We start from the raw sequence: 24858 nt of genomic DNA on the forward strand, positions 1-24858 counted from the left end.
CAATAATAGACTTAAGTAAGTTGAAATACTTGATGTGACAAGCTAAAAAAGATTGTTTAAATAAGGAAGTCGTCCTCAGTATTGAGGATAAAAAGCAGTTAAAATAACGTGTTACAGCGATTACATTAAATATATCATCTAAATTTCACGCTGGAAAAACAGTTCAATTTAAGGCGTAAATTGAGCCTTTAGAAGATTAACCAAAAGAGGTTAATTCTTTAATGGCTGTTCCTTTTACGACATTTACAACGAGGAAGTAGACTGTTCTAACAAGTAAAATAAATAAGCTATTTATTGTGATTGGTATTAGGCTCTTTGTTATTCAAAGAGCCTAACTGTAGACAATCTAACGATTAAGCAGTCGCTATTAGACAGCCACTATTAAGCAGTTTTAATCGCTCTTTCCATTGGTTTTCGTTGCACCATAGTACTAGCAGCAATTAGCGTAACGGCACCCACCAATTGAACTTGTGTCATTTCCACACTTAAAAATAACCAATTGATAAAAATAGCGGCAACAGGGAAGAACATTTCAGCCAATGTTGCCCAATGAGCAGGAATACGTTTTAGGCCTTGGTAATAAAAATACATACCTAACACACCTGATAGCAAAGCGAGTATCGCTATTTTTTGTAAAACACTTATCTCTACCGTTGTGATTAAGGTTGGTGTCATAAAGGCAAAAGGCAACATCCCTAATAAACCAAAACTAAAACGGCCAACCATTAAGTCCACGCTATCTAAGCCTTTGGTGCTAAGTTTTTTACCAAACACGGTGGCACATCCCCAACTAACCACAGCAAATAAAGCAAGGCCATAACCTAATAATGCATTGTTGTTATGCTCTATATTACCTTCTTTAAAACTAGTAGAGAGTATTTGTAAATCTGGCCAAATAAGTAATAAGCTACCCAATAAAGCAATACCTAACCAGAAAAAGAAGCGAGGGTTGATTTGTTCTTTTAATAAGACACACGCTAAGGTCACAGCAACTAAAGGCTGTAGCTTTTGTAATAAAATAACCACGGTTGGATTAGCGAGATAGAAAGCTTCGGTAAAAGCCAATGTTCCAAGAGCCGATCCAAAAACACCAATCACAATAAATGGCAGTAAGGTTCCACGACTTAAAAAGCTTGGTTTACGACGCTTAAATACAAAAATACCAATCAGTACAACAAATACAATTAAGTGTTCAAATAACACTATTTGTTGCGCACTGGAACCACCAAATAATAAAGGGTAGCGAATTAATGTATCTGCGGCCCAAAGTAGGCACGCGAGAAAAATAAAGATAATACCTGTCATTACATTTCCTAAACAAAAAAGGAGAGAAGGACAGAGCTTGGAAAGAACATGATTCAATAGGATCAAACAAACCTAATCACTAAAGAATCCAACAAATAGACTTAAATTTTACAGTACAAAAATATCCGTAAACTTATAGCGTGATGACAGATAACTTTAGGTACTTTAACCATGCGAATAGACACAGGAAAATGCCCTGCGACTAAAGCAAAAAATACAAATAACAGAAACAATCGCTGGCATTATTCATCGCCTAACCTGATCTGTTTTTAATATAAGGTAAATCTATTTATTATCGATCTTCTTCCATCCGGACTATAACCGTCGGCTTTGGCGTCTCACCAAATCTGCTGACCCTAGCTTTATCAAAAGTTACCTTAATAAGGCTAGGCGCTCGTGGGCTCTTTTACTAGAAAATTATACTCTGTAAAAATACCACCGGTGGGGAATTACACCCCGCCCTGAAGTCGAGTTAGCTAAAGGTCCTTTACTCATTGTTATTAACAATAAATAAAGTCGTTTAACTGATTGTTATATTAATAAGGTTTTTTTAAAAAACAAGCTAAATGATGGAGTTCACACTTTATTCTTTATCGGCAATGTTTATTAGATATGCTTATTCGCTATTTTCTTAGATAGCTTTATTGATTTACTGATTTACTGATTTACTGATTTACTGATTTACACAGCAATAGTTCTTAGCGGATTAAAGCAATGCTTCAAAGCTGAAAGTTAAAACAAGAAACAAAAATGCTTAGCCATAAAAAAAGCCCAACTAAATTAGCTAGGCCTTAAAAGTACATTTAAAAAATGCTTAGATTAAAAAAGTAACAACATCATTTTATCGTTTACTTTTAAAGGTAACTTCAACATTTACATTAAAGAATTTTTCTTCATTAACGTTTCATCAACACCTTTTAGCTTCATTTCATCCATAATGAAGTTCACCGTATTTAATAAACGTTGCTCACCTGTTGGCATCAAGTAACCAAACTGGCTTTTAGTAAAGGGATTTTCTTCTCTCACCGCTTGTAGCGTTTTATCTATTGTTTGGTAATACAGCGCTTCTGGCGTTTCAGTTACCATTACATCGACTTTCCCTGTTGAAACAGCTTTAGGTACATCCAAGTTATTTTCATACTTTACAATGGTGGCTTTAGTTAAAAACTGCTCTGCAAATTTCTCGTTAGTCCCACCGATATTCACACCAACTTTAACACTAGGTACATTCACTTCTTGCAACGTATCGTATTGCGCCTCTTTACCATTAGCTACTAAAAATACTTTACCAAATGTCATGTAACCTTGAGATTGCTCAGCCGCTAATTGACGAGACATACGGCGTGTAATTCCCCCCATTGCGATATCATATTTACCGTCTTTTAGGTCTGAAACTAAGTGCTTCCAAGTGGTATTTACAAAGCGCACTTCAACGCCTAGTTGCTCTGCAACGTGCTTGGCAACATCAACATCGTAACCAGAGTAATTACTACCATCAAAATACGTAAAAGGTTTGTAGTCACCGGTTGTGCCAACGGTTAACACACCTTTTTCTTGAATATCGTCAAGTAAGTCTGCTTGAGCATTAAAGCTTAAAGCAGCAATAGAAATTAAAGCAATGTGAGAGAGTTTCATAAATGTCCTTATTTAAGGTGATAGTTGTTAGTTACATTGATATTGATATTGATATTGATATTAATATTGAGATTCGCATTAATATTGAAATTGCTCTTGGTGAATTACTATTTAAATCGAAACGAAATAACTCATTAAGAATGATGCATCAGAATCATGAGCTTAGCTATCCAATATTTAACTTTAACCGTTTAAAAAAGATAAAAGAATGTTAGCTTATTCGCTAACGTGCCATGTCAATCTTATAAAAGAGATTAAGACTGTAATAAAAACTGTGTAGCGCTTATTTAGCAGCTGCACCCGTTAACGCACTTAATACGTTAGACACTTTTTTTATTACCGGATCACAACCTTCGATACTGTGTCTTTTTTTTAGGTATTCAGGGTCGTTATATGAAAGCCATACTTTGTTATCTGCATCTTTCCATACGAGTACTTTTTGAGGTAGGTCAATGGCCATTGTTTGTGCGCATTGCATCAATGGTGTCCCCACTTTAGGACTACCAAAAAGTATAACCTCAGTCTCTCTTAAGGTTAAATCCACACCGGCGGCATTCTTTTGATGATCAATACGAGCAAATAAAGTTAACCCTTTTTGTTCTACAATTGAGGCAAACTTATCAGCTGTTTCTTTCACTGAATGCTTACTTTCAACAGAGATTAATCCATCTGCTGCATTGGCATGACTTGAGATAAAAAGTGACAAAAATAGTAACGTAATAAGTTTTTTCATGATTATTTCTCTTCGTGTGGGTTTAAAATAAAATTTAAAGTACCATCATATTTATAATGCGGCTAGTTTACTTTATAGATATTGAGCAATGAAAAACATCAACAATTTTACAGCGCTCACATATTTTGATAGTAGATAGGTTATTGCATAAAAGATGATTAAGACGATTCTTTACGTTTAAATATAAATATTAAACAATCGTTGCTAATGCGTCGGATAAACGTTGTGTATTAACCTTGTCAGTAAGGCCAAAACGAAGTGCATTGTTTTCATCAGTTAAACGTACATAAACGGCTTGCTGACATAATTTTTCATATACGGCTGGTGCATTAATTAAAAATACTGTAATGAATAAAGCATTAGCTTCAACACGTGCTGCAGGAAGGTATGTTTTCAATAACTGTTGCATGATCTGACTTTGTTGATCGAGACGCTTATTTTGCTCAACTTGCCATTGTTTATCTTGCAACGCTTGCTCTGCAATAAATAAAGCAGGACCATTAATAGACCAAGGGCCAATACTTTTTTTAATCGTTTCACACCATATTTGAGTACTACAGGCAAAGCCAATACGTACACCAGCCAATCCAAAGAACTTACCAAATGAACGTAATACGATCACATCATTGTGCTCGTGTTGATGATTAATAATATGCGGTACAAAGCTAAATTCTGGAACGAATATATCTGCAAAGGCTTCATCAATAATTAATAGTGCTTGTTGTTGTTCACAGTATTTTTTTAAGCTGAGAAGTTGTGAAATGGTAAAGGTATCCGTGAGCGGATTATTTGGATTAATCACCACAACAATACTATTTTTCTCGATATTTTCCGGTAAGCATTGTTGATAAAAGTGTAATTGATAACCCGCTTTAGACCAAGCTTGTTGATGCTCTTTGTAACCGACCTTAGGTAGATAAGCGTGTTTGATTTCAGTATTTTCCACTCTGCTATTTTTTACATCGTGCTTTTCACTTACTCTCTGGTTTAACTTTTCATCCCACAATTTAGGCAGCTTTTCTATTAACTGCTGGCTCCCAGCTACAGGCCAACAAAAATCAGCACGGTAATAATGTTTAGCAGCTTTAATGAGAGATGAGGATATAGTAGGGAGATCTTGCCAAGCTTTAGCTGGAATCACTGGAATACCGTAGCTGAACGGTGCAATACCCGTTGATAGATCTAACCATTCATTTTCTGGGATTTGGTATTGTTTTGCAACACGACTTAGTTGACCTCCATGTAAAATAGCCATGATTTAACGCCTTTTTAATTGATAGAATGAATACGTAAATGAAGGTTTTTCATTGGTAATTTACTATAAAAATTAGAAAAATGACCAGACAAAAATGATTAATATCCACAAGATAACTGCCTGTTTCACTAGCCGTAAACTCGCTTTAATATGTTTACTTTGCACAACTTCGCCTTCACCTAATTGCGGAGAGACAACCGTCTTACCAAAGTAAACGGCACTGCCACCTAAACACGTTTTAATCACCGTTGCGCCAGATGCCATTACCCACCCACCGTTATGGCTTTTATACTCAAGGCTTTGTTGGTATGCATTGATTAACGCCTTTTTGGCTGTGCTATTAAATAAACCAATCACGACGAATAATAGTGTGGTGATTTTAGCACTGACAAACCCTAATAAATCATCCATTCGTGCACTGCATTTTCCAAAATAGTTAAACTGCTCAGTCCGATAACCCCACATGGCATCCAATGTGTTACTTAAGCGATGAATAATGACCAATGGAGCCCCACCGATTACAAAATAAATAAGCGTTGCTGTAACACCATCATGACCATTTTCAAGCATAGATTCGGTGGTTGCTCGGCTGATTGCTTGCGCATCTAATTGGCTAGTATCACGACTGACAATATAAGAGCAGAAATGTTGCGCTTGCGAAAGATCATCATTGTTCAAGGGGTGGTATATTTGCATGCCATGTGCATTAAGACTGTTTAATGCCACCGCCCAATAAACGACATAAATATTGATTAAAACCACTAAGTACCCTGGGAGTAACCACATTATTATGAAGTAAATTAACGGTATCGGTAATACTAATAAAGCCCACGCCACAGCCCCATTAATAAAACGCTGTTGATCGTTTCCTTTATTGAATTTCTTTTCTAGTTTGTTCGCAACATTACCAAATATTATCAATGGATGATAACGATTAGGCTCGCCAATAAAATGGTCAATAATCAATGCCATGACTAAAGTAAAAAATACAATCATAAGCTTGAGAAGGTACCGGTATTCTGATCATAACTGAGTGCTATTAACTCAGCATTTTTATAATCGTACCCTGTACTTGCATTTTCTTTTGGTGATGAGTGAGGAGTCGGTATTAAATCAGGAACAAATTGTGCCATAAAACAACGTAAAATATCGCCATGAATAATAATCAAAGAAACTTCTTTTGAAGCATTTTTTAATTCTTTTCTTAAGGTCGTTTCAAAACGTGTTAATAGTTGCTTTGCGCTTTCACCTTGTGCTGGTTTACAGTCGGTAATTTCAGAGGTTATTTCATCATAATCAGCTAAAGGTTGTACTTCGTAGGTAAACTGTCCTTGCCACTCCCCGAAGTGACGCTCTTCAAAACCTTTTACTAATATGGGTTTAATTTGCAATTCTTGGCTACAAATATCAGCCGTTTGTACTGCTCGCCCTAACGGAGACGTTAGAATTTGAGTAATGTTTAGTGTGCGGCATTGTTCTGCCAATAAAGCAGCTTGAATTTTACCTTCTGGTGTAAGTGAACTATCCAGTTGACCTTGAATACGGTGTGCAACATTCCATTCAGTTTGTCCATGACGGGCAAGATAAAAAGTAGTTTTCTTATTCAATGTGAACTCTTATATTAATGGAGTGTTGTGTAAAGTGATAGTGATAAACTTTGATAGTACTATTCCAGATATTTAAGCTATTTAGCATATCGAATAAGTTATCAAACTTCATTTAAACCGTAGTATAAAATCACCGTATAAAATAATAATATACGGTGCTTAATTTCTGGTAAACAGTTATCAGACATTGTTGTTAACTGTTTATTAGATTCACTAGTTGATTAGCAACTATTATTTTCGGTGTGCTAACGCTTCACCTTGAACGCCATTATCAATGCGCTCTTTTTCTTCATCCAATAACCATTGTGGGAATTGTCCCATGAAACAACAACAGACGCCTTCACCAATCATGGTTCTAGGGCCTAATGGATGTGCAATATGTTTATACACACCGTGACTATGAGGCTCTACATGCGTATGAGCGTGGTCATGGCTATGAGAATGATCGGTGTGTGAGTGTTCAGTATCATGTGAGTGACCGTGTGAATGCTCATCATGTGCATGATCGTGGCTGTGAGAATGGTCATGATCGTGCGAATGAGCCTGCTCTTTTGCTGGATCTTGATATTCTGCATGATGGTGATGTACATCAACTTCACCAGCAGCTAAACGACGCTTGAATATCGCCATTAAATCTTCTTCACTTGATTGTGTATTATCCATGATGTCACGAACACGGACTTCAAATGCATCGATGACTTTGTTATGGTCACGTAAGTAGGGTGTGTTAATAAATTCAATGCTTGGGTTTTCTTTTGCAACTTTATCAACATAACCAGAAATACGTTTAATTAAACGACCTGTAAATAGGAAATAAGGCGCAACCACAATACGTTTGTAATCAAGTTTAATCAGTTTTTCAAGGCCCACACCAACTGAAGGATAAGTCACACCTGAATAAACCGTATCAGCCCAACCAAAGCCCATATTTTCACTAACTATACGTGTTAATTTAGCCGCTTCAGCATTCGCTTGTGTATCAGAGGTACCACGGCCAACAACCACTAACATCGTATCGTATAATTCAGCAGGTGGATTATCAGCATCTAACCCTAATGATTCATAAATACGTGCTTGAAACGCGTTGATCATTGGCTCTTGTAAACCTAATTCTTTGCCGTAACTTACTGCTAAGCCTTCATTTTTTTCTTCAAAAGTAGTTAATACAGAAGGAATATCATTTTTAGCATGTGTTGCAGCAAATAACATACCCGGTACCGCATAAATATGCTCAACACCTTGGTTGATCAAGCTGTTTAAACCCATGTGAATGTTGGGCGCAGAATACTCTAAGAATCCGTATTCAACAGGCAGGTCAGGAAAACGTTTTTTTAACCCTTCAGCAACCAATGAGAATTCCATTTCAGCGTCTTTATCACGACTACCGTGACCACAAACCATAATGCCTTTTTTAACTACTTTATTATTCATTTTTAATCTCTTTATATCTTTTAATTGTTTTTTATTTACACTTCATTTGGCGCTATTAATTTGCTGTAAACGGAATTGATTCGGCTTGAACGCATTTATTTCGCCATGGTATCAATGACAGCTAAAACAGCAATCGACAATTGTTTATTTTTTCTAAATTCGTATCACTAGATTCGCGTACCTAATCATTTAATAACGACAACTACTTACTTTCTGGCCAGCTATTCTCAAACAAAAAAGTATCAACTTCTGCTGCCTGAGCCCAGTTTTGTTCAATCAACATTGGCTTTTCATAAAATTTTTCAACGTGTCCGATACATAAAAGTGCAATCGGTCGGCTGTCTTCTGGCATATTTAATAAATTGGCTAATTGAATCGGGTCAAACAAAGAGACCCAACCAAGACCAATCCCTTCAGCGCGTGCCGCTAACCACATATTTTGAATCGCACAGGCCACTGACGCTAAATCCATATCGGGCATAGTACGACGACCAAACAGATGTTTCTCACGTCCTTCAGGCAAGGCAACCACAATCAATTCAGCACACTCTGAAATACCTTCTACTTTTAACTTTAAGAAGTCATTCTTACGCTGATTCAAAAGTTCTGCTGTTATATTACGTTCAGTTTCCACTAACGTTTTTATCGACGATTTTAATGCATTGTCTGTAATACGAATAAATCGCCACGGTTGCATTAAGCCAACACTTGGTGCTTGATTCGCAACCGTTAGTAAACGCGTTAACAATCCTTTCTCAAGCGGCTCATGACTAAAATGACGCATATCTCGCCGTTCTTTAATCACGCGATAAACGGCTTCTTTCTCAACTTGACTATAGCTATGCTGACTTTTCATTATTGACTACTTTACTTTTAATTAAGTGCTTTTTTGTTTTGCTTTATATCCAACTGACTTTACTTAGCTTCTTGCATCTCATCACACTGTAACAGGAGATCTTGTAGCTTTTGTTGATATTCATCAGGCGCTTGCCATAAACCACGTTGCGCCGCTTCCATTAAGCGCTCAGCCATCTCTTCCATAATTTGTGGATTATTATCTTTTAAAAACTGCTGATTAACATCATCAAACAGTAGCGTGTCAGTCACTTGCTCATATTGATAATCGGCAATCAAATCTGTGGTCGCATCATAAGCAAAAAGATAATCAACCGTGGCGCCCATTTCAAAAGCCCCTTTGTAACCATGTTCACGCATTCCTTCAATCCATTTAGGATTTAAAACACGCGAACGTATCACACGATTCAATTCTTCCTTTAAAGTACGAATAATAGGCTTACTTGGATTACTATGGTCACTATGATAAATGGCTGGTGCTTTACCTGAATACACTTGTGCCGCGTTACTCATGCCACCTTGAAATTGGTAATAGTCATCGGAATCTAATAAATCATGTTCACGGTTATCTTGATTTTGTACTACGACTTCAATGTTACTTAGTTGATGTAAAAAGGCATCTTTAGCCTGCACGCCATCTTTATCGCTGTTACCGTAGGCGTAACCACCCCAGTTTAAATACGCTTCAGCTAAATCGCTTTTCTCTTCCCAACAACGTTCATCAATTAAACCTTGTAATCCTGCGCCATAAGCACCCGGTTTAGAACCAAATACACGATAACTGGCTTCGCGTTTAGCCTCACCAATTGCCATACCATCGGCAATTAACTGTGCTTCACGTTGTTTAATATTTTGTTGGATTAAATTACCGCTGCCCGGTTCATTGAGTTCGCTAATGGCAACCACAGCCGCATCAAACAATGCCATCACGTTAGCAAAAGCATCACGGAAAAAACCGGAAACTCTTAAAGTCACATCAACTCTTGGACGGTTCAATAATTGAAATGGAATAATTTCAAAATCCACCACGCGATTACTGCCCTGCGCCCAAATTGGTTTAACGCCCATTAGTGCAAAGGCTTGTGCAATATCATCACCGCCAGTGCGCATGGTTGCCGTTCCCCAAACCGATAAACCCAGTTGTTTAGGGTAATCGCCATGTTCTTGCAAATGACGATGGATTAACGCTTGCGCCGATTGTTGACCTAATACCCAAGCGGCTTTCGAGGGTATTGCGCGATTATCAACAGAATAAAAATTTCTACCTGTTGGTAGTGTATCTAATCGACCTCGCGTTGGTGCACCGCTTGGGCCAGCTTCAATAAATTTGCCATCTAACCCGTCAATGATTGCGCTTAATTCGTTTTTAACACTTTGATTTAACGCAGCCTGAATCGTTGATTTTGCATAGGTTAATAATGCCTGTGTTGCAGGATAATTATTCAGCTCAATAAGATCGTTATCGTTAAGTAAAAAGTGCTCAACCCATTCTAAGGCCAACAACTCTAAACGCTCACGCGTATCCGCATGCGTTCGCCATAGGGTTTCACTAATGTTCATTAATAAGTCTGGTTTTTCACCACACCATTGTTCGCGAGTCGCTTCTAAAGGGTCGAAAGGTTGATCCCCCACCATCAGTGAAAAATCACTCACTAATACGTGTATAACACCTTGATTTATAACGCCTTCACCACGTGGCAAACGTAATAAAGCAATTAAAGTATTCGCTACTTTATGTGGTTCCGGCAGTTGCCCAAGAATATGCAATCCATGACGAATTTGCGCTTCTTTAATATCACAGAGGTAAGTATCTAACTCTTCTAATACCTGAGCATCGTCTTCACGCGCAGCTTCATTTAATTCATCGAGAATATTAGTGCTTTGTACTTTTTCTAAAATTTGTTCGCGTAACCACACTTCCCTACGAACGTCTAAACCTTGTGCTTGATAATATTCATCGACTAAACCTTCAAGCTCAGCCAATTCTCCATAAGTTTCAGCACGTGTCATTGGCGGCATTAAATGATCAATAATCACCGCTTGCGTACGTCGTTTCGCTTGCGCACCTTCACCGGGATCGTTAACAATAAAAGGATAAAAATGTGGCATTGGACCTAACACTGCATCAGGCCAGCATTCGTTAGAAAGCGCGAGGCCTTTACCCGGTAACCATTCTAAATTACCGTGTTTCCCCACATGAATAACCGCATTCACTTGATAAGTAAAACGTAGCCAAAAATAGAAGGCTAAATAATTGTGCGGAGGCACTAAATCAGGGTCATGGTAGTTAGCGAGTAAATCAATATTAAAGCCACGTGCAGGTTGAATACCGACAAAGGTTTCACCTAAGCGGATCCCTGAGATCATCAAACGTCCATCACGACATTTAATATCATCTTCGGGTTTACCCCAACGCTCGTTAATGGCTTGCTGACTCACTAACGGTAAATCTGCAAAGGCTTTTTTGTAATCACTTAACGACAAACTCTGCCAACAGGCTAAATGATGTAACGTATTGGGGTTATTGGTCACTGACTCTAATAAGGTTTCAATCAGTTTATTACCGTTTTCAGGCACGCTATCAATAGGATAATCCGCGTCCTTTAAGGCATTCAATATATTCACTGTCGAGTTTGGCGTGTCTAATCCTACACCGTTACCGATGCGGCCATCTTTGGTTGGATAGTTCGCTAAGATCAACGCAATACGTTTGTTTTTATTATCGGTACGTGAAAGCTGAATATATTTTTTAGCCAACTCAATCACAAACAAAGCACGCTCGCTATGTAATTGATATTGCACTAATGAAATTTGTGTTTTTTCGTCAAAAAAAGCTTCGGTTTTAAAGCTAATGGCGCGAGTTAATACTTTGCCATCCATTTCAGGTAGTACCACCTGCATAGCAATATCACGGCTGCGTAAGCCTTGCTTGTAATCCGTCCAATCTTGTAAAGTACTGCTTGAAAGTACCAGCTGTAAAATAGGAATATCAACGGCAAACAAGCGTTTAAAGCTATTCGGTTGAGAGCTTAATCCCGGACTGCTCACGCTATTCGCAGCAAAACCAGTGCTGTTTAAAATCAAACGGCAATCATGCACACTTAAAAGCTGATTCACCACACTCATAGCTTGTTCATCTTTTAACGAGCTAATCACTATTGGTAATGGGTTTAAACCATTCGCTGACATCAACTCAATAAACTGATCAAACATCTCGCAGTTAGCTGATTGTAAATGACTACGATAAAAAATTAGTGCGACGACACTTTGCTCACTTTTCCATTTACGTCTGATTTGTTGCTCATTATAAAACTGCGCAACAGGTAAAAAATGAGGGTCATTAACATCAATATTTGACGCAAAATAAAGCTGATTCAAATAAGCAAAAAGCTGTGCACTGTTATCCAACCCACCAGCACGTAAGTATCGCCATACTTGATGTTGAATTTTTTCGGATACATTTGATAATTCAATTAACTCAGGGTCAACATTATCATCACCGGGTACCAGGATAAGCGTGCGATTGGATTTTGCTTTTGACCAACGAATTAATCCTTCCACACCATATTGCCAATAAGCTTTACCACCTAATAGCGACACCACAACGACTTCTGCTTGCTCTAGGACTTTATCTTCATAAAGATCAAAAGCAGCAGGCTTTAGTAAGTTAGTCCAATTAACTAAACGCGTTTCAGCCAAGCGATTCGAAGACAGGTTTTTCGAAGATTCAGCATTCACCTGTTTAGCGGTCACCTTTTTAAATCCGGCAGAAAGCGCGGTTAATTGGCTGTCGGCAGCGCTAAACACAACCAAAGGCGCTGGCGATTGTGCTAAATCGACAATGCCTTCTTCTTCAATAAATCCGCCTGGTTGTGCCGCTAATAGATGCATTTTTTATTAAACCTCTGCGCTTTTTAAGATAGCAATAACCGCAGCTTCGTCTAAGCCTTTACCGATCAACACTAATTCAGTTTTTGGCGTTTCAGTCGCTTCCCATAAACGGTCGAAGTGAACTTCTAAACGTTTACCAACGGCTTGCAATACTTGGCGCATAGGTTTGTTTTCAACAGCTGCAAAACCTTTAATACGGAATAAATTAAATTCGTTTAATAGTTTTTCAACACTTACTTTTAGTTTGTCAGCATCAACCGTCCCTAAGCTGATCACCATTGAATCAAAATGGTCATGTGCGTGGTCGTGATGTGCACCGTGAGCATGATGGTGATCATGATGGTTATGGACTTTATCAATGGTTTTTTCAGTACCCGCATTAATACCGATTAACACTTCAAGTGGTACGTCACCATTATTGATATAGGCAGTTTTAACTGAACTTGGTACACGTTTTTCTATAACAGCTTTAACGCGTGCTTGCTCTTCTTCAGTTAATAAATCACTTTTGCTCACGACCACTAAATCAGCAGAGTTAAGTTGATCGTCTAATAGTTCTTGTAAACTTGGGTCATGATCTAAACTTTCATCTAATGCACGTTGTTCTTTTACTTTATCTTCATCAGCTGCAAAACGACCCGCTGCAATTGCAGGACCATCAACTAATGTAATAACAGCATCTACGGTGCAATATTCTTTAATACCCGGCCAATTGAAGGCTTGTACTAATGGTTTTGGTAACGCTAAACCTGATGTTTCAATTAGGATATGATCGATTTGGTCACGACGTTCAACCAATTTTTTCATGACAGGTAAAAACTCTTCTTCTACTGTACAACAGATACAACCGTTCGCTAATTCGTAGATTCCGTCATCGCCACCGACTAGCTCTGCGCCATCTCCCTCGCATCCACTTTCTTCATCAAAGGGACAGCTACGTAGTAATTCTGAATCGATATCTAATTCACCAAATTCATTCATGATCACGGCAATACGTTTGCCTTTTGCTTTTTTAAGCAAGTTAGCTAATAACGTTGTTTTACCGCTACCAAGAAAGCCAGTCACCACCGTCGTTGGAATTTTATTTAATGAAACGCTGTTATTTAAAGCACTGTTTGCTGATGAGTTACTTGTTGTCATTTTTGACCTCTAATTCTTCAATGGAAAGTGTATTTTTACGACGACGGAAAATATTAGGTTTATCTTTTTTATACAGGTACGAATCTTCAAAATTGGTCGTATCTAATACGTGACCAACCAAAATAAGTGCCGTTAACTTAAACCCTTTGGCTTCTACTTTTTCTGCAATATCAGCTAATGTACCCGTGACTTTATCTTGGTCAGGCCATGAACTGCGGTAACAAACCGCCACAGGGCAATCTTCACCGTAATGTGGAATTAACTCGGCCACGATTTTACGGATCTTAGTAATACCTAAATGGATTGCTAAAGTTGCACCACTTTGTGCCAGTTGCGGTAAACGTTCACGTTCAGGGAAAGGTGTTTTACCCTCATAACGCGTCATGATCACCGTTTGCGACACACCTGAAAGTGTTAACTCTTTACCTAAATACGCAGCAGACGCAGCCGTTGCGCTCACACCGGGAATGACTTCATAATCAATACCATGCTTTTCTAAACGTCGAATTTGCTCTGCAATTGCGCCGTATAAAGCAGGATCACCACATTGTAAACGCGCCACATCCTTACCTGCTTTTGCAGCTTCAACAAAATACGCTTCCATCTCATCAAGATTGATTTTCGCCGTATCAACAATCAATTCAGCGCTATCTTCAACATCTTGTAAAGTTTGACGTGGAATCAACGACCCTGCATACAACACAACAGGACACTGCTTTAACAAACGCGCCCCTTTAATCGTCATTAATTCAGGATCACCCGGCCCTGCGCCAATAAAATAAACTTTCATGTAAAACCCTTTGTTTAATTTTTCTTTAATATTTTACGTCGTTAAATCTAAAATGAATTATGGCTAAGCAATTCACGCTAGTTCAAGGCGAAAGCACGGAGCTTGGTTCACCAAGTGAGTACTTTCAACGAAGAAATTGCGCGTAGTGCGACGCTATAATTCATTTTTCAAACGCTGAGCGCAGTTTCTAAGTGAGCACTTTAAACGCAGAAATTGTTCGTAGTGCAACGCTATTAGCTATAATTTTTTCTTATAACCACGAGGTGTATAAACCCAGTTTTTATCACCGTTGACGATATGACGAGACTCACTATTGCCAACACTCACTAACGTAAACATATCCACATCTTTTGCATCTAACTCATCTAAACGGATAATACGGATACTTTCATCTTCACGGGTCAACTGACGGCCTAATAAAACCGGTGTTGATGCTGGACGATATTTCAATAACACATCACGCGCATGGTTAAGCTGCCAATCACGTTTTTTAGACACGGGATTATAGAAAGAGATAACAAAATCGCCTTCGCCTGCGCTGTGAATACGCTTATTAATCGTTTCCCAGGGCGTTAACAGGTCTGACAAACTCACTGTACAGAAGTCATGGCCTAACATTGCACCAATACGGCTTGCACCAGCTTGCATCGCAGAAATACCAGGTACAACATCTATTTCAACCTCTAACCATTCAGGGTGCTCTTCAAGACCTTGAAGCTGCCTATCCAGTAATTCAAAGACTAAGGTTGCCATTGCGTAAATGCCGATATCACCACTTGAAATGAGCGATGTAGTTTTGCCACTTGCCGCTAAATCTAATGCTAATCGTGCACGCCCAATCTCTTCACCTAATGGTAAATCGTGATGCACTTTGTTGTTACAGGGTTCACCTAGAAGATCTAAATAGAGTCCATAAGCCACTAAATCGGTACTTTGTTGTACTGCTTTTAATGCTTTAGGAGCCACTAAATCAGCATCACCCGGTCCCATACCGACAACAAAAAGTTGTTTTTTATTACTCATTTTCTTCCCTATTTTCTTTTAACTTATTTCTTAATTTAAATTCTTAACTTAAGCTCTTAACTCAGATTCTTAACGTAGGCTATTAACTTGGATGATTAAGCCCATTTCCTCAATTTACCCCATCACATTAACGGTAAATGTTATTGCATATACGATCGTGCTATTGAACACGTCGCTTGTTTATTCTTATGTTTATTTAATAGCAGTTCACTGCCATTGTTGGTCATCTGCTGTGCTTGGTATAAAGCAGCTGACTCTGCAACACCATAAACACCAACAGTTTTAAAAATATAATCAGACTTAGTAGAGAGTCGCTCTTCCATTAACCCAAGTTGCCCAGTATCAAAGGTCAAATAGGGTTTATTTAAATGATTAGCTAGTGCCATCAAGCCCACTTCATCACTTTTAATATCAATACTGGTGATAGCGCTAATATCATTAATCGTTAAACCTGCTTTAGCTAAGCACTCATCTAATAAACCGTGTAAGACAGGCTCTGGACAATGTCGCTCACACCCCATACCAACCACATAAACTGGTTTTAAATAACGATTAGCAGTAGTAATCACTAATTGATTTTCTAGCAGATTTGAAACTTGTCGTGCAAGCTCATTCGCTCCACCTTCATGGCCTGATAATAATGGGATAACAAATTGTCCATTCTCATCAAGTACTAATACAGCAGGATCTTTATATTTATCTTTAATAACAGACGCTAACGTGCGCATAACGATACCAGTGGCAGAAATGAAAATTAACGTGTCTCGTTGTTTAAAGTAGGCTTGTACTGAATCAATAAAAGGTACCGGTTTGAAACACACCTCGCTTTCAGTATCAGATAAAAGATGCTGTAAACGCCTCGCTAGTTGCAACCCAACTTCAGTTAAGCAAATGATTCTAATCACACCTTCATTTCCTGATTAGCTTTCTTACGTAATTCCTGGCGAGTAATAACAAATAATGAAAAATAAGGGCCAGCTGTATTTTCTAATAAGTTTAAATCAGTGATGATCTTTTGATTATCACGACTGATATATTCTAAATAGTTAGCATCATCAAAACGTTGTGTTTCTTTTAACAGTGTTAATAAACGCGGTCTTTCGATGCCAGCTTTCATGATCACAACGGCATCATGTTCTAATAAAGCCGCTTTAATTTTTGCGTCACTATGACGCCCAGTGATCACGGCAAAAGATTGCTTTAATACCGTTAATGGTATTTTAAGCTCTGCCGTCGCGGCTACAAAAGCAGGAATACCAGGAATAACATGTGAAGCGAATTGGCTGTCTAAACGCTCTAATAAATAAGTAAAAGATCCAAAGAACAACGGATCGCCTTCACATAAAAATGCGACCGTTTTTCCTTGTTTTAATTGTTCTTGAATTTGCCCTATTGCTTTGTCATAAGCTAAATTAGCCGCAACACGTTCACGAGACATCGCAAAGCGAACGCCTAAATGTTGCTGCTTTTTAATAGGACTTTTCAATGCTTCAACAGCGATATCAAGTGCTTGCGATTTTCCTGATTCATTTTCTAAATAACAAATAACATCAGCATGTTGAATCGCTCGATATGCTTTTAAGGTTAGTAACTCAGGGTCACCAGGGCCAACACCCACACCGATAAATAAGCCAGCTTGGACTGTTGAAGCAAGATCATTCATTTTCTATCCCTTTACTATTTGTGTGTTGTTCTTTTTGATAAAGCTAAATAAGCTAACAGACAAAGCAGGATTGTAAGCAAGCTGACCACCTAACGTTCTACTTTTATTAACGGCAACTTGTAATGTCTCTAATTGACTATCTTCAGCAACACTTCGTTTTGTATAAAAATTAAGTAATTGAGACTTAGTTTTTTCCATCACAGCAGAAACAACAATTTGACCGTCTTCTGGAAGTTTGGCCCACAGTGTTTCTAGTAACTCAGATAATTCGCCATCACTGCCCCCAATAAAGATTTTATTAGGCGTTGGTAAACCAGTCAGTGCTTCTGGCGCACGTCCAAAAGTACTTTTTAAATTATTTACCACACCAAATTTTTGCTTATTTGCTAACAGACAATCAAATCGCTCTTGGTTATGTTCAATGGCATAAACCTTGGCTTTAGGTTGCCAATAAGCCATCTCAACTGATACACCACCACAACCTGCACCGATATCCCAAATAATGTCTCTTTTGCTTGGTTGTAATAGTGACAAAATAGCTAAACGTACTTCACGTTTGCTGATCATCCCTTTACTGCCTAACTCACCCGTTTCAAAATTTGCATCCTTAATCCCCGGAAACTCCGGTAAATAACCTTTGTTTGCACCACAAATAACAAAAGACACATGTAATGCATCAAAATCTTGGAGATTCTCTTCTGCTTCAGCCTCTAATAATGCTTGTACTGTGAAACGAGATATCTTTTGTTCTGTGTAACCAAGGCGTTCACATACAATGATTTCAGCTTCAGTAAATCCCGTTTCTTTACAAACCGCCGCAAGGTGATGCGGTAAACTATCTTTGTCAGTTAATAACAATAACGTTTGCTGTGCTTTCAAAGCCACTCTTAATTTAGCTAACGGGCGCCCATGTAAGCTCACTACATGCACATCTTGTTGTGCAATTGATAAGCTATGACATGCTTGAGTAATACTTGAAACAGCAGGAAAAAAACGTACTACTGCATCGTTAAAGTGTTTACTGATCCATGTCCCGATACCATAGTAAAGCGGATCACCAGATCCTAATACGACGACTTTTTGTTCGGACTCTATCAGCGCTTTTAATTCTTTTAATTTAGGAATAATTTCAGTACGAGGTGGCAAGCTGATTGATTGAGGTTCAACTTGTTGTTGGTCCCCTTCCCCCAATGTTTCTATGTTAGGTTGAATCGCTAAATGCTTTTCTAATGTTTTTAATTGACGCTCAGATCCAATCACTAAGTCTGCTGATTGTAATGCGAATAGAGCTTGCTCACTGAGCATGGCATTTTCAGCTACGCCTAGGCCAATGACAGCAATTTCACGCACTGACTTAGACGATGATTTAGCGCTGCTATGCAGCTTCACCCCAAACATTCCCATTAACTTTTTAATGATGCTCATTAATACAACTCTCCTTTGATACAACGTAATAAGGCATTACAACTTGCGCTAGATACAGCACTGCCACCTTCTCGCCCCAATAAAGTAATACATTCAATACCTAACTCTTGATGAACATCCCATAACGCTTGCTTAGATTCAGCGGCACCGACAAACCCCACCGGCATACCGATAATCAAAGCAGGTTTAGGCGCACCTTGATCAATCATTTCTAATAAACGAAATAAAGCAGTCGGCGCATTACCAATCACTACCACACTACCTTCTAAATAAGGTAACCAAGCTGTTAATGCAGCCATGGTTCTGGTTTCGCCCGTTGCTTTGGCGCGCTCGGGCACTCCTTCGGCGTTTAAAAAACACAAAGGATCAGTTTTAATCATTCGTTTAGTGATGCCTTGTTTAACCATCTCTACATCACACAGGATTGCCGCCCCTTTTTTCAACGCATTAATACCTGATTGGCAAGCGCGTTCACTCAGCCTAACCTGTGAAGCAACCGCAGGAATACCGACGCTATGTACAACACGCATCACCACTTGTTGGGCTTCTATTGATAGATGATCAAGGTCTGTTAAGGTTCTAATTTGGCGAAAGCTTTCATTCTCGATCAAGCTCGGATCGTGGATATAATCAAATTTCATTTTTAAACTCAGTTGATGCGCCAGAGGACGCTAAAGCAGAATTAGACAATTTAGACTCAGCTAAACAGGTTTGTAATAAGGCAATACAATCAGCTGCATTATCAAACTCGTATTGCAGTGGTGCAAGCTCAGGGCGTTTAAATTGATAAACGGGAATACCCGCTTGTGCGGCAGCTTGTATTTTTGCGTAGGTAGCTTCACCACCACTATTTTTACTAATAATGGCATCTATTTTATAGGCTTGAAGTAGCTGTTTTTCATCTTCTAACAGAAAAGGGCCAATCGCTTTTAGCCAAGTAACATTGCTAGGTAAGATAGCTCTTGCTGGCATCGCTGTCCGCAGCAATAGATGCTTAGCTTGTTTAGCTAGCTGTTCGATAATATCTTGCGATATTTGCCCAGCTGTCATAAATAAAGACTGATGTTGGGCTACTTTTTCAATTAATTCTGGCCACGCTAACACTTCAATCCAATGATCATTTTCGGTTTTAAGCCATTGCTTACGGTGAAAACGTATTGCAGGGATAGATAAACGCTCAGTGACTTGTGAAATGGTATGGCTCATTTTCTCAGCAAAGGGATGTGTTGCGTCAACAAGGTGAGTTATTTGGTTGTCGGTTATGTATTTTTCTAAGCCGCCGAATTGCGTAAAACCACCGCTAATAACAGGCCCTGGTACCGTTGCTTTCCGCACGATCCCAGCAATGCTATAAACCACATCAAAACCTAACTCAAATAATTGAGTGGCTAGTTTACGTCCATCTGCTGTGCCACCAATGACTAAGACTTTCATTGTTTTACTTCACTATTTAATTGTTCGTCTGATATTTTAATCTGATGTCCATTTTTATCAAAGCGATCATTGTAACTATTCGCTACAAATAAGCCTTTTCTATCAACGGCCCAGACCTCTACTTCAATAGATTCATGAACAATACTTTTAGCAAACTTTAATGCTTCAACACACACAACAGTGGCAATATCTAATCCAGCTTCTTTGGTTTTATTTAACACTTCAATAGTCGTATTAGCATCTAGTATTTGCTGCTGTAGTGTTTGCGACGCCCCTAAGGATTTAGCAATATTAGCTAACTGCTGAAAATCGATACTCGATTGACGGCTATTTAAGTCTAAATGTCCATTGGCAAGCTTAGTTAACTTACCAAAGCCCGCACTAATACTGAGCTTTTTAATTTGGTTACCTGTTTTAGCATCGACTTTCTCACGGCGTAAATATTTCAACATCGCACCAACAAAGTCGCCCATTTCAATTAAGCTCACTTCATCCATTTGATAAAATGCTTTAATCGCATGCTCACTAGCAACACCCGTCGAAGCGGCCAAATGAGTGAAATTATTAGCGCGCGCAACATCAATGCCTTGATGAATAGAAGCAATGTAAGCAGCGCAAGAATAAGGACGGACAATACCTGTTGTGCCTAAAATAGATAAACCGCCAATAATACCCAAACGACTATTCATGGTATTCAGTGAAATCTGCTCACCATTTTCAATACCCACTGACACTTCAAAACCACCACCGTATTGATAAGCTAGCGCATAATGTTCAAGATGTTCGCTCATCATTTTTCGTGGTACAGGATTGATAGCGGGTTCGCCAATTGCTAATACCAAACCATCTCGAGTGACAGTACCAACACCTTCCGCAGCTTTAAATTTAATACCTTGTTGATCGGTTAAGCGTAATTCAACAAACAACGTCGCACCATGAGTGGCATCGGGGTCGTCACCAGCATCTTTAATAGTGCTGGTACGAATGCCATTGTCGATTGGTTGGTAACTGATAATATTCAGATCGACTTTTTCACCGCGTGGTAAAGTAATTTCAACACTATTGGGTTGCTTGTTGGCTAATAACGAGCGCACAGCAGCAACACAACAAGCTGTTGCACAACTTCCTGTGGTTAAACCATTACGTAATGGTTGTTCTGTTTCGCTCGATTCAGGCCACATAAACGTTTCCTACTGTTGTGCTTGCATAGCGGCATGAACAGCTTGCTTTTGAGGAGCATCACTTGACGCATTGATAGGAGAAGCTGAACTTTCAGCATCTTTATTAGTGTCTAAAGTTGCGTAGTTTTGCCAGTCTGTTAGCTTTTTCTGATCCACCGCTTGTAATTTCCCGATAAACAAATCAGCAATCAAGGTTGGATTAGACGGAAAAAATAGATGTAAGTAACTCGCCGTTAATTTCTTATCACGATAGATAGCTTCACCGGGTGCAGGGTGACGTTGACGTTGCCCATAGCCCATTGCATCAACTTCCATGATCGCACGAGATCGATGATGTGCATGTCCGTGTATTTCACCTTCCGGTAACATCGCTTTTTGCATGCCCTGACAACCACGTTTACCTGACATACTACCTTGACCATTTAACACACCACACATTTTATGGTGTTTGTTATCAAGATCCACCAGCTCATTCAAACAATAGAGAAAACCTCCACACTCAGCGAGCACCGGTTTTCCTGCCTCATAAAAATCAGCAACTTGTGTTTGTAATTGTATATTAGCGGCAAGTTGCTGTGCATATAATTCTGGGTATCCGCCGGGTAACCATAAAGCGTCAGCATCTGGTAATTGCGTGTCTTTTAGTGGAGAGAAATAATGCAGCGTCGCCCCCATCTCTTCTAATAATCGCGTGTTAGCTTGGTAGATGAAACTAAAAGCCAGGTCACGTGCAATAGCAATTTTTTTACCTTCGAGCAATTTGCCTACTTTCTCAGTTTTTCCGGCATAAAAATCAACGCTTGGCGGTAATGTAAGTAATAGGTTTTCAGTACTGTCGTTGCCATCCGCACGTTTAACACCATCAGTTAACCACTCACAACCCAATGTGAATTTTTCTTCTAATTCATCAAAGACTTCACTGGCTTGCACTAACCCCAAATGACGCTCAGGCAAGGTAATATCGGCATCTTTTTTAAGACATGCTAATAACGGTAATTGTTCAGCCAATGCATCTCTAATTAATTGAGCATGGCGTTCACTGCTGCAATTATTAGCGATTAAACCATAACAACTATAATCATCACGAAAGTTAGCTAAACCAATAGCAACGGCGGCTGCGGTTTGCGCCATGCCTTTTACGTCCATCACAATCGCAACAGGAATATTAAAACGAGCAGCTAGGTCGGCACTTGAAGGTTCACCATCAAATAACCCCATCGCACCTTCGACTAAAATAAGGTCGGCTTCTTTTGCTGCTTCATACAATTTTTGCTGGCAATAGTTCTCGCCTGCCATCCACATGTCTAACTGTTCAACATGGCCATGTGATGCTTGCGCTAGAATTTGTGGATCAAGATAATCAGGTCCAGTTTTAAAAACACGTACCACTTTGCCTTGCTCAGTAAAGTAACGAGCAATGGCTGAAGTAATGGTTGTTTTACCTTGCCCTGACGCCGGAGCGGCTAAAAATAATGCGGGGCAACTTGCTTTCTCTGTCATCTACTTTTCCTACTCTCTATTTACATTAACCAGTTATATGTCTGTTTTAACTTAATTCTGTTTTAACTTACTTCTGTTTTAGCTTGCTGCTCTTTCAACTTTGTTAAGCAAACAAGAATCAAGGTGAAACCGCAAAATATTGTGCATCTAACTGGTTTGCTAATACTGGGCCACGACCACGTTTTATCTGCGCGCTTTCGATATCAATTAACAATGTGGGTATATTCAATTTTAAATCGTTGAGATCAACACGACTACGACCATCAGTAATTAAATAACAAAAAAGTGAAACACCAGGATATTGCAGACTAAGTTGCTTAATACTTTGCCCTGCCTTTTCTAAAATCAACCGTAAAGGAGTGCCTCCTAGCGCGCTGATATTATCTAATAAACTGGTCACTTTTTTTGGCGCACGTCCTGCTTTAATAATCGTTTCAACATTATTATTTCCAAAACCTAATAAACTGATTTTATCACGCTGAATGTAGGCTTTGTCAGTAATATTCATTACGACTGATTTCGCGATTGATGACAAACTATCACTCAATGTAGAAGCAGATGTGTCCAATAAAATAAGGTGTAACTTTTCCTTACCTGTATTGACCTTTTTAAATGAAAATTTTGTAGGAGGCCACTGCCCTAAACTATTGGTTAGCGTGTTAAACCAATCAGGTTTATTACTTTCCAACGTTGATTTTTTCTCGCCTTTGGTGGTGTTACCCTGATTATTTTTATTAAAGGCTTCACTCAATAAAGTCGTATTTAAAGCGTTACTCAGAGTGCTATGTTGCAAACTTGGCAGTACTACTTTTACAGCTTCATTGGTTTTTTGCTTTTCGCCAGCTTGAGGTGGCATTGCCCCCCATTCTCCGATATTACCTTTTTCATCTGAAGATTCTTCAGCTTGTTCATTACCTTGATCAGTATTTTGATCAGTATTTTGCTGTTCAGGCTTTAATTTTGACTGTGAATCATGTTGTTGAGGTGCTTGAGGTCGTGAAAAACCACCGCTATTATTTTTTTCTGATGGTTTATCTGGCGATGATCCAGCCTGAGATGAAGTTGACGGAGGCGGCGAACCAGCACTTTGTTGACGATGTAATAAAACCAGCGGGGCAACTTGCTCGATGTCAGCAAAAGTGACCTCTTTTCTTCCACACCATGCAGCATGCGTTAAGCTAGCTCGGTGCATCATAATATCAGCACGTAACCCATCAACATTAGCTTGCTGACAACGCGTTGCGATTTCAACCAAACAAGTATCGTCACAGTTCACGATTGGAAGTAATTCCTGTGCATCACTTATTTGTTGTTGTAATAATATTTGCTTCGCTTGGTAATTATCACAAAAAGCGACTTTATCTTTCTCAAAAGACTGTCGTGTTTTAACAATGCGAATACGTTCTTCGATACTATAAACATTATCCAATTCCACCATTAAACCAAAACGGTCTTTCAGTTGTGGTCGCAATTCACCTTCATCGGGATTCATTGTGCCAATTAAGGTAAAACGAGCATCATGACGGTGGCTAACACCGTCTCGTTCAACAATATTCACACCACTGCTGGAAACATCGAGTAACTGATCAACAAGATGATCGGAGAGAAGATTAACTTCGTCGACATATAACACACCAGTATGTGCTTTTTTGAGTAAACCAGGTGAAAACTTAACTTGTTTATCTTTTAATACGTGGTCTAAATCCAAGGTGCCAATCAACATTTCTTCGCTCGCCCCCAAAGGCAAGGTCACAAACTCAGGTGTCATACCTTCTGTTACCGGTAAAAGATCCGCCACTGCGCGTGCTAACGTCGATTTAGCACTACCACGAGGGCCAGAAATCAACACTCCGCCAATTAAAGGATTAACCGTCGCAAGCAATAGTGCGAGTTTAAACAAAGGTTGACCTTGTACCGCACTAAAAGGAAAAATAATTTCTTGTTGCGCTTGATTCATGAATTTTTGCTCATCGTATTTATTCATAATAAT

Annotated in this window: 20 protein-coding genes and 1 riboswitch; all 20 genes read right to left on the reverse strand. The window is 38.9% G+C overall.

Features of this window, described 5'->3' with window-relative positions; translation table 11 throughout:
- Window positions 1-381: 381 nt before the first annotated feature.
- The gene (locus V6255_RS10190; RefSeq protein ID WP_341628054.1) at window positions 382-1305 is read right to left on the reverse strand and encodes a DMT family transporter; all 924 of its coding nucleotides are present in this window, start codon (window positions 1303-1305) and stop codon (window positions 382-384) included.
- 293 nt (window positions 1306-1598) lie between these two features.
- Window positions 1599-1778: riboswitch (FMN riboswitch) on the reverse strand.
- A 400-nt stretch (window positions 1779-2178) separates the two neighbouring features.
- Window positions 2179-2940, reverse strand: a complete 762-nt coding sequence (locus V6255_RS10195; RefSeq protein WP_341628055.1) for a transporter substrate-binding domain-containing protein — start codon at window positions 2938-2940, stop codon at window positions 2179-2181.
- Between the two features lie 283 nt (window positions 2941-3223).
- The gene (locus V6255_RS10200; RefSeq protein WP_341628056.1) at window positions 3224-3673 is read right to left on the reverse strand and encodes a DUF302 domain-containing protein; all 450 of its coding nucleotides are present in this window, start codon (window positions 3671-3673) and stop codon (window positions 3224-3226) included.
- A gap of 190 nt (window positions 3674-3863) precedes the next feature.
- Window positions 3864-4928, reverse strand: a complete 1065-nt coding sequence (locus tag V6255_RS10205; protein ID WP_341628057.1) for a threonine-phosphate decarboxylase — start codon at window positions 4926-4928, stop codon at window positions 3864-3866.
- A 72-nt stretch (window positions 4929-5000) separates the two neighbouring features.
- Entirely contained in the window at window positions 5001-5924 is a 924-nt protein-coding gene (gene cbiB / locus V6255_RS10210) for an adenosylcobinamide-phosphate synthase CbiB (protein ID WP_341628058.1), read from the reverse strand.
- On the reverse strand, window positions 5921-6535 hold the full coding sequence (locus V6255_RS10215) for a histidine phosphatase family protein (protein WP_341628059.1): 615 nt from the start codon (window positions 6533-6535) through the stop codon (window positions 5921-5923). Before V6255_RS10215 ends, cbiB begins: the two co-directional genes overlap by 4 nt.
- A 231-nt stretch (window positions 6536-6766) precedes the next feature.
- The gene (locus V6255_RS10220) at window positions 6767-7966 is read right to left on the reverse strand and encodes a sirohydrochlorin chelatase (RefSeq protein WP_341628060.1); all 1200 of its coding nucleotides are present in this window, start codon (window positions 7964-7966) and stop codon (window positions 6767-6769) included.
- 202 nt (window positions 7967-8168) lie between these two features.
- A complete protein-coding gene (bluB, locus tag V6255_RS10225) occupies window positions 8169-8822 on the reverse strand; it encodes a 5,6-dimethylbenzimidazole synthase (protein WP_341628061.1) in 654 nt (217 codons plus the stop codon).
- A 59-nt stretch (window positions 8823-8881) separates the two neighbouring features.
- Complete coding sequence (gene cobN / locus V6255_RS10230; protein ID WP_341628062.1) at window positions 8882-12712, reverse strand: cobaltochelatase subunit CobN; 3831 nt, start codon at window positions 12710-12712, stop codon at window positions 8882-8884.
- Between the two features lie 6 nt (window positions 12713-12718).
- On the reverse strand, window positions 12719-13852 hold the full coding sequence (cobW, locus tag V6255_RS10235; RefSeq protein ID WP_341628063.1) for a cobalamin biosynthesis protein CobW: 1134 nt from the start codon (window positions 13850-13852) through the stop codon (window positions 12719-12721).
- Window positions 13839-14642, reverse strand: coding sequence for a precorrin-4 C(11)-methyltransferase (gene cobM, locus V6255_RS10240; RefSeq protein ID WP_341628064.1), 804 nt, complete (start codon window positions 14640-14642; stop codon window positions 13839-13841). Before cobM ends, cobW begins: the two co-directional genes overlap by 14 nt.
- A gap of 237 nt (window positions 14643-14879) precedes the next feature.
- Window positions 14880-15665, reverse strand: a complete 786-nt coding sequence (gene cobJ, locus V6255_RS10245; protein WP_025565687.1) for a precorrin-3B C(17)-methyltransferase — start codon at window positions 15663-15665, stop codon at window positions 14880-14882.
- Between the two features lie 140 nt (window positions 15666-15805).
- Window positions 15806-16570, reverse strand: a complete 765-nt coding sequence (locus V6255_RS10250) for a cobalt-precorrin 5A hydrolase (protein ID WP_341628065.1) — start codon at window positions 16568-16570, stop codon at window positions 15806-15808.
- Window positions 16567-17328, reverse strand: a complete 762-nt coding sequence (cobI, locus tag V6255_RS10255; RefSeq protein WP_341628066.1) for a precorrin-2 C(20)-methyltransferase — start codon at window positions 17326-17328, stop codon at window positions 16567-16569. The genes V6255_RS10250 and cobI overlap by 4 nt, the downstream gene beginning before the upstream one ends.
- Before the next feature lie 3 nt (window positions 17329-17331).
- Window positions 17332-18753: a precorrin-6y C5,15-methyltransferase (decarboxylating) subunit CbiE gene (gene cbiE, locus V6255_RS10260; protein ID WP_341628067.1), complete on the reverse strand. Its 1422-nt coding sequence runs from the start codon at window positions 18751-18753 to the stop codon at window positions 17332-17334.
- Entirely contained in the window at window positions 18753-19394 is a 642-nt protein-coding gene (locus tag V6255_RS10265) for a precorrin-8X methylmutase (RefSeq protein WP_341628068.1), read from the reverse strand. Before V6255_RS10265 ends, cbiE begins: the two co-directional genes overlap by 1 nt.
- Window positions 19384-20187: a precorrin-6A/cobalt-precorrin-6A reductase gene (locus V6255_RS10270; RefSeq protein WP_341628069.1), complete on the reverse strand. Its 804-nt coding sequence runs from the start codon at window positions 20185-20187 to the stop codon at window positions 19384-19386. Before V6255_RS10270 ends, V6255_RS10265 begins: the two co-directional genes overlap by 11 nt.
- Window positions 20184-21368 (reverse strand): cobalt-precorrin-5B (C(1))-methyltransferase, encoded by a 1185-nt coding sequence (locus tag V6255_RS10275; RefSeq protein ID WP_341628070.1) that lies wholly within the window; start codon window positions 21366-21368, stop codon window positions 20184-20186. The genes V6255_RS10270 and V6255_RS10275 overlap by 4 nt, the downstream gene beginning before the upstream one ends.
- Before the next feature lie 9 nt (window positions 21369-21377).
- Window positions 21378-22868 carry a cobyrinate a,c-diamide synthase gene (locus V6255_RS10280; RefSeq protein WP_341628071.1) on the reverse strand — a complete coding sequence of 497 codons (1491 nt, stop codon included), beginning with the start codon at window positions 22866-22868 and terminating at the stop codon, window positions 21378-21380.
- A 118-nt stretch (window positions 22869-22986) separates the two neighbouring features.
- Window positions 22987-24852, reverse strand: coding sequence for an AAA family ATPase (locus V6255_RS10285; protein ID WP_341628072.1), 1866 nt, complete (start codon window positions 24850-24852; stop codon window positions 22987-22989).
- Window positions 24853-24858: the final 6 nt, after the last annotated feature.

The organism is Psychromonas arctica, from assembly GCF_038155225.1.
In the GTDB taxonomy this organism is placed as follows: domain Bacteria; phylum Pseudomonadota; class Gammaproteobacteria; order Enterobacterales; family Psychromonadaceae; genus Psychromonas; species Psychromonas arctica_B.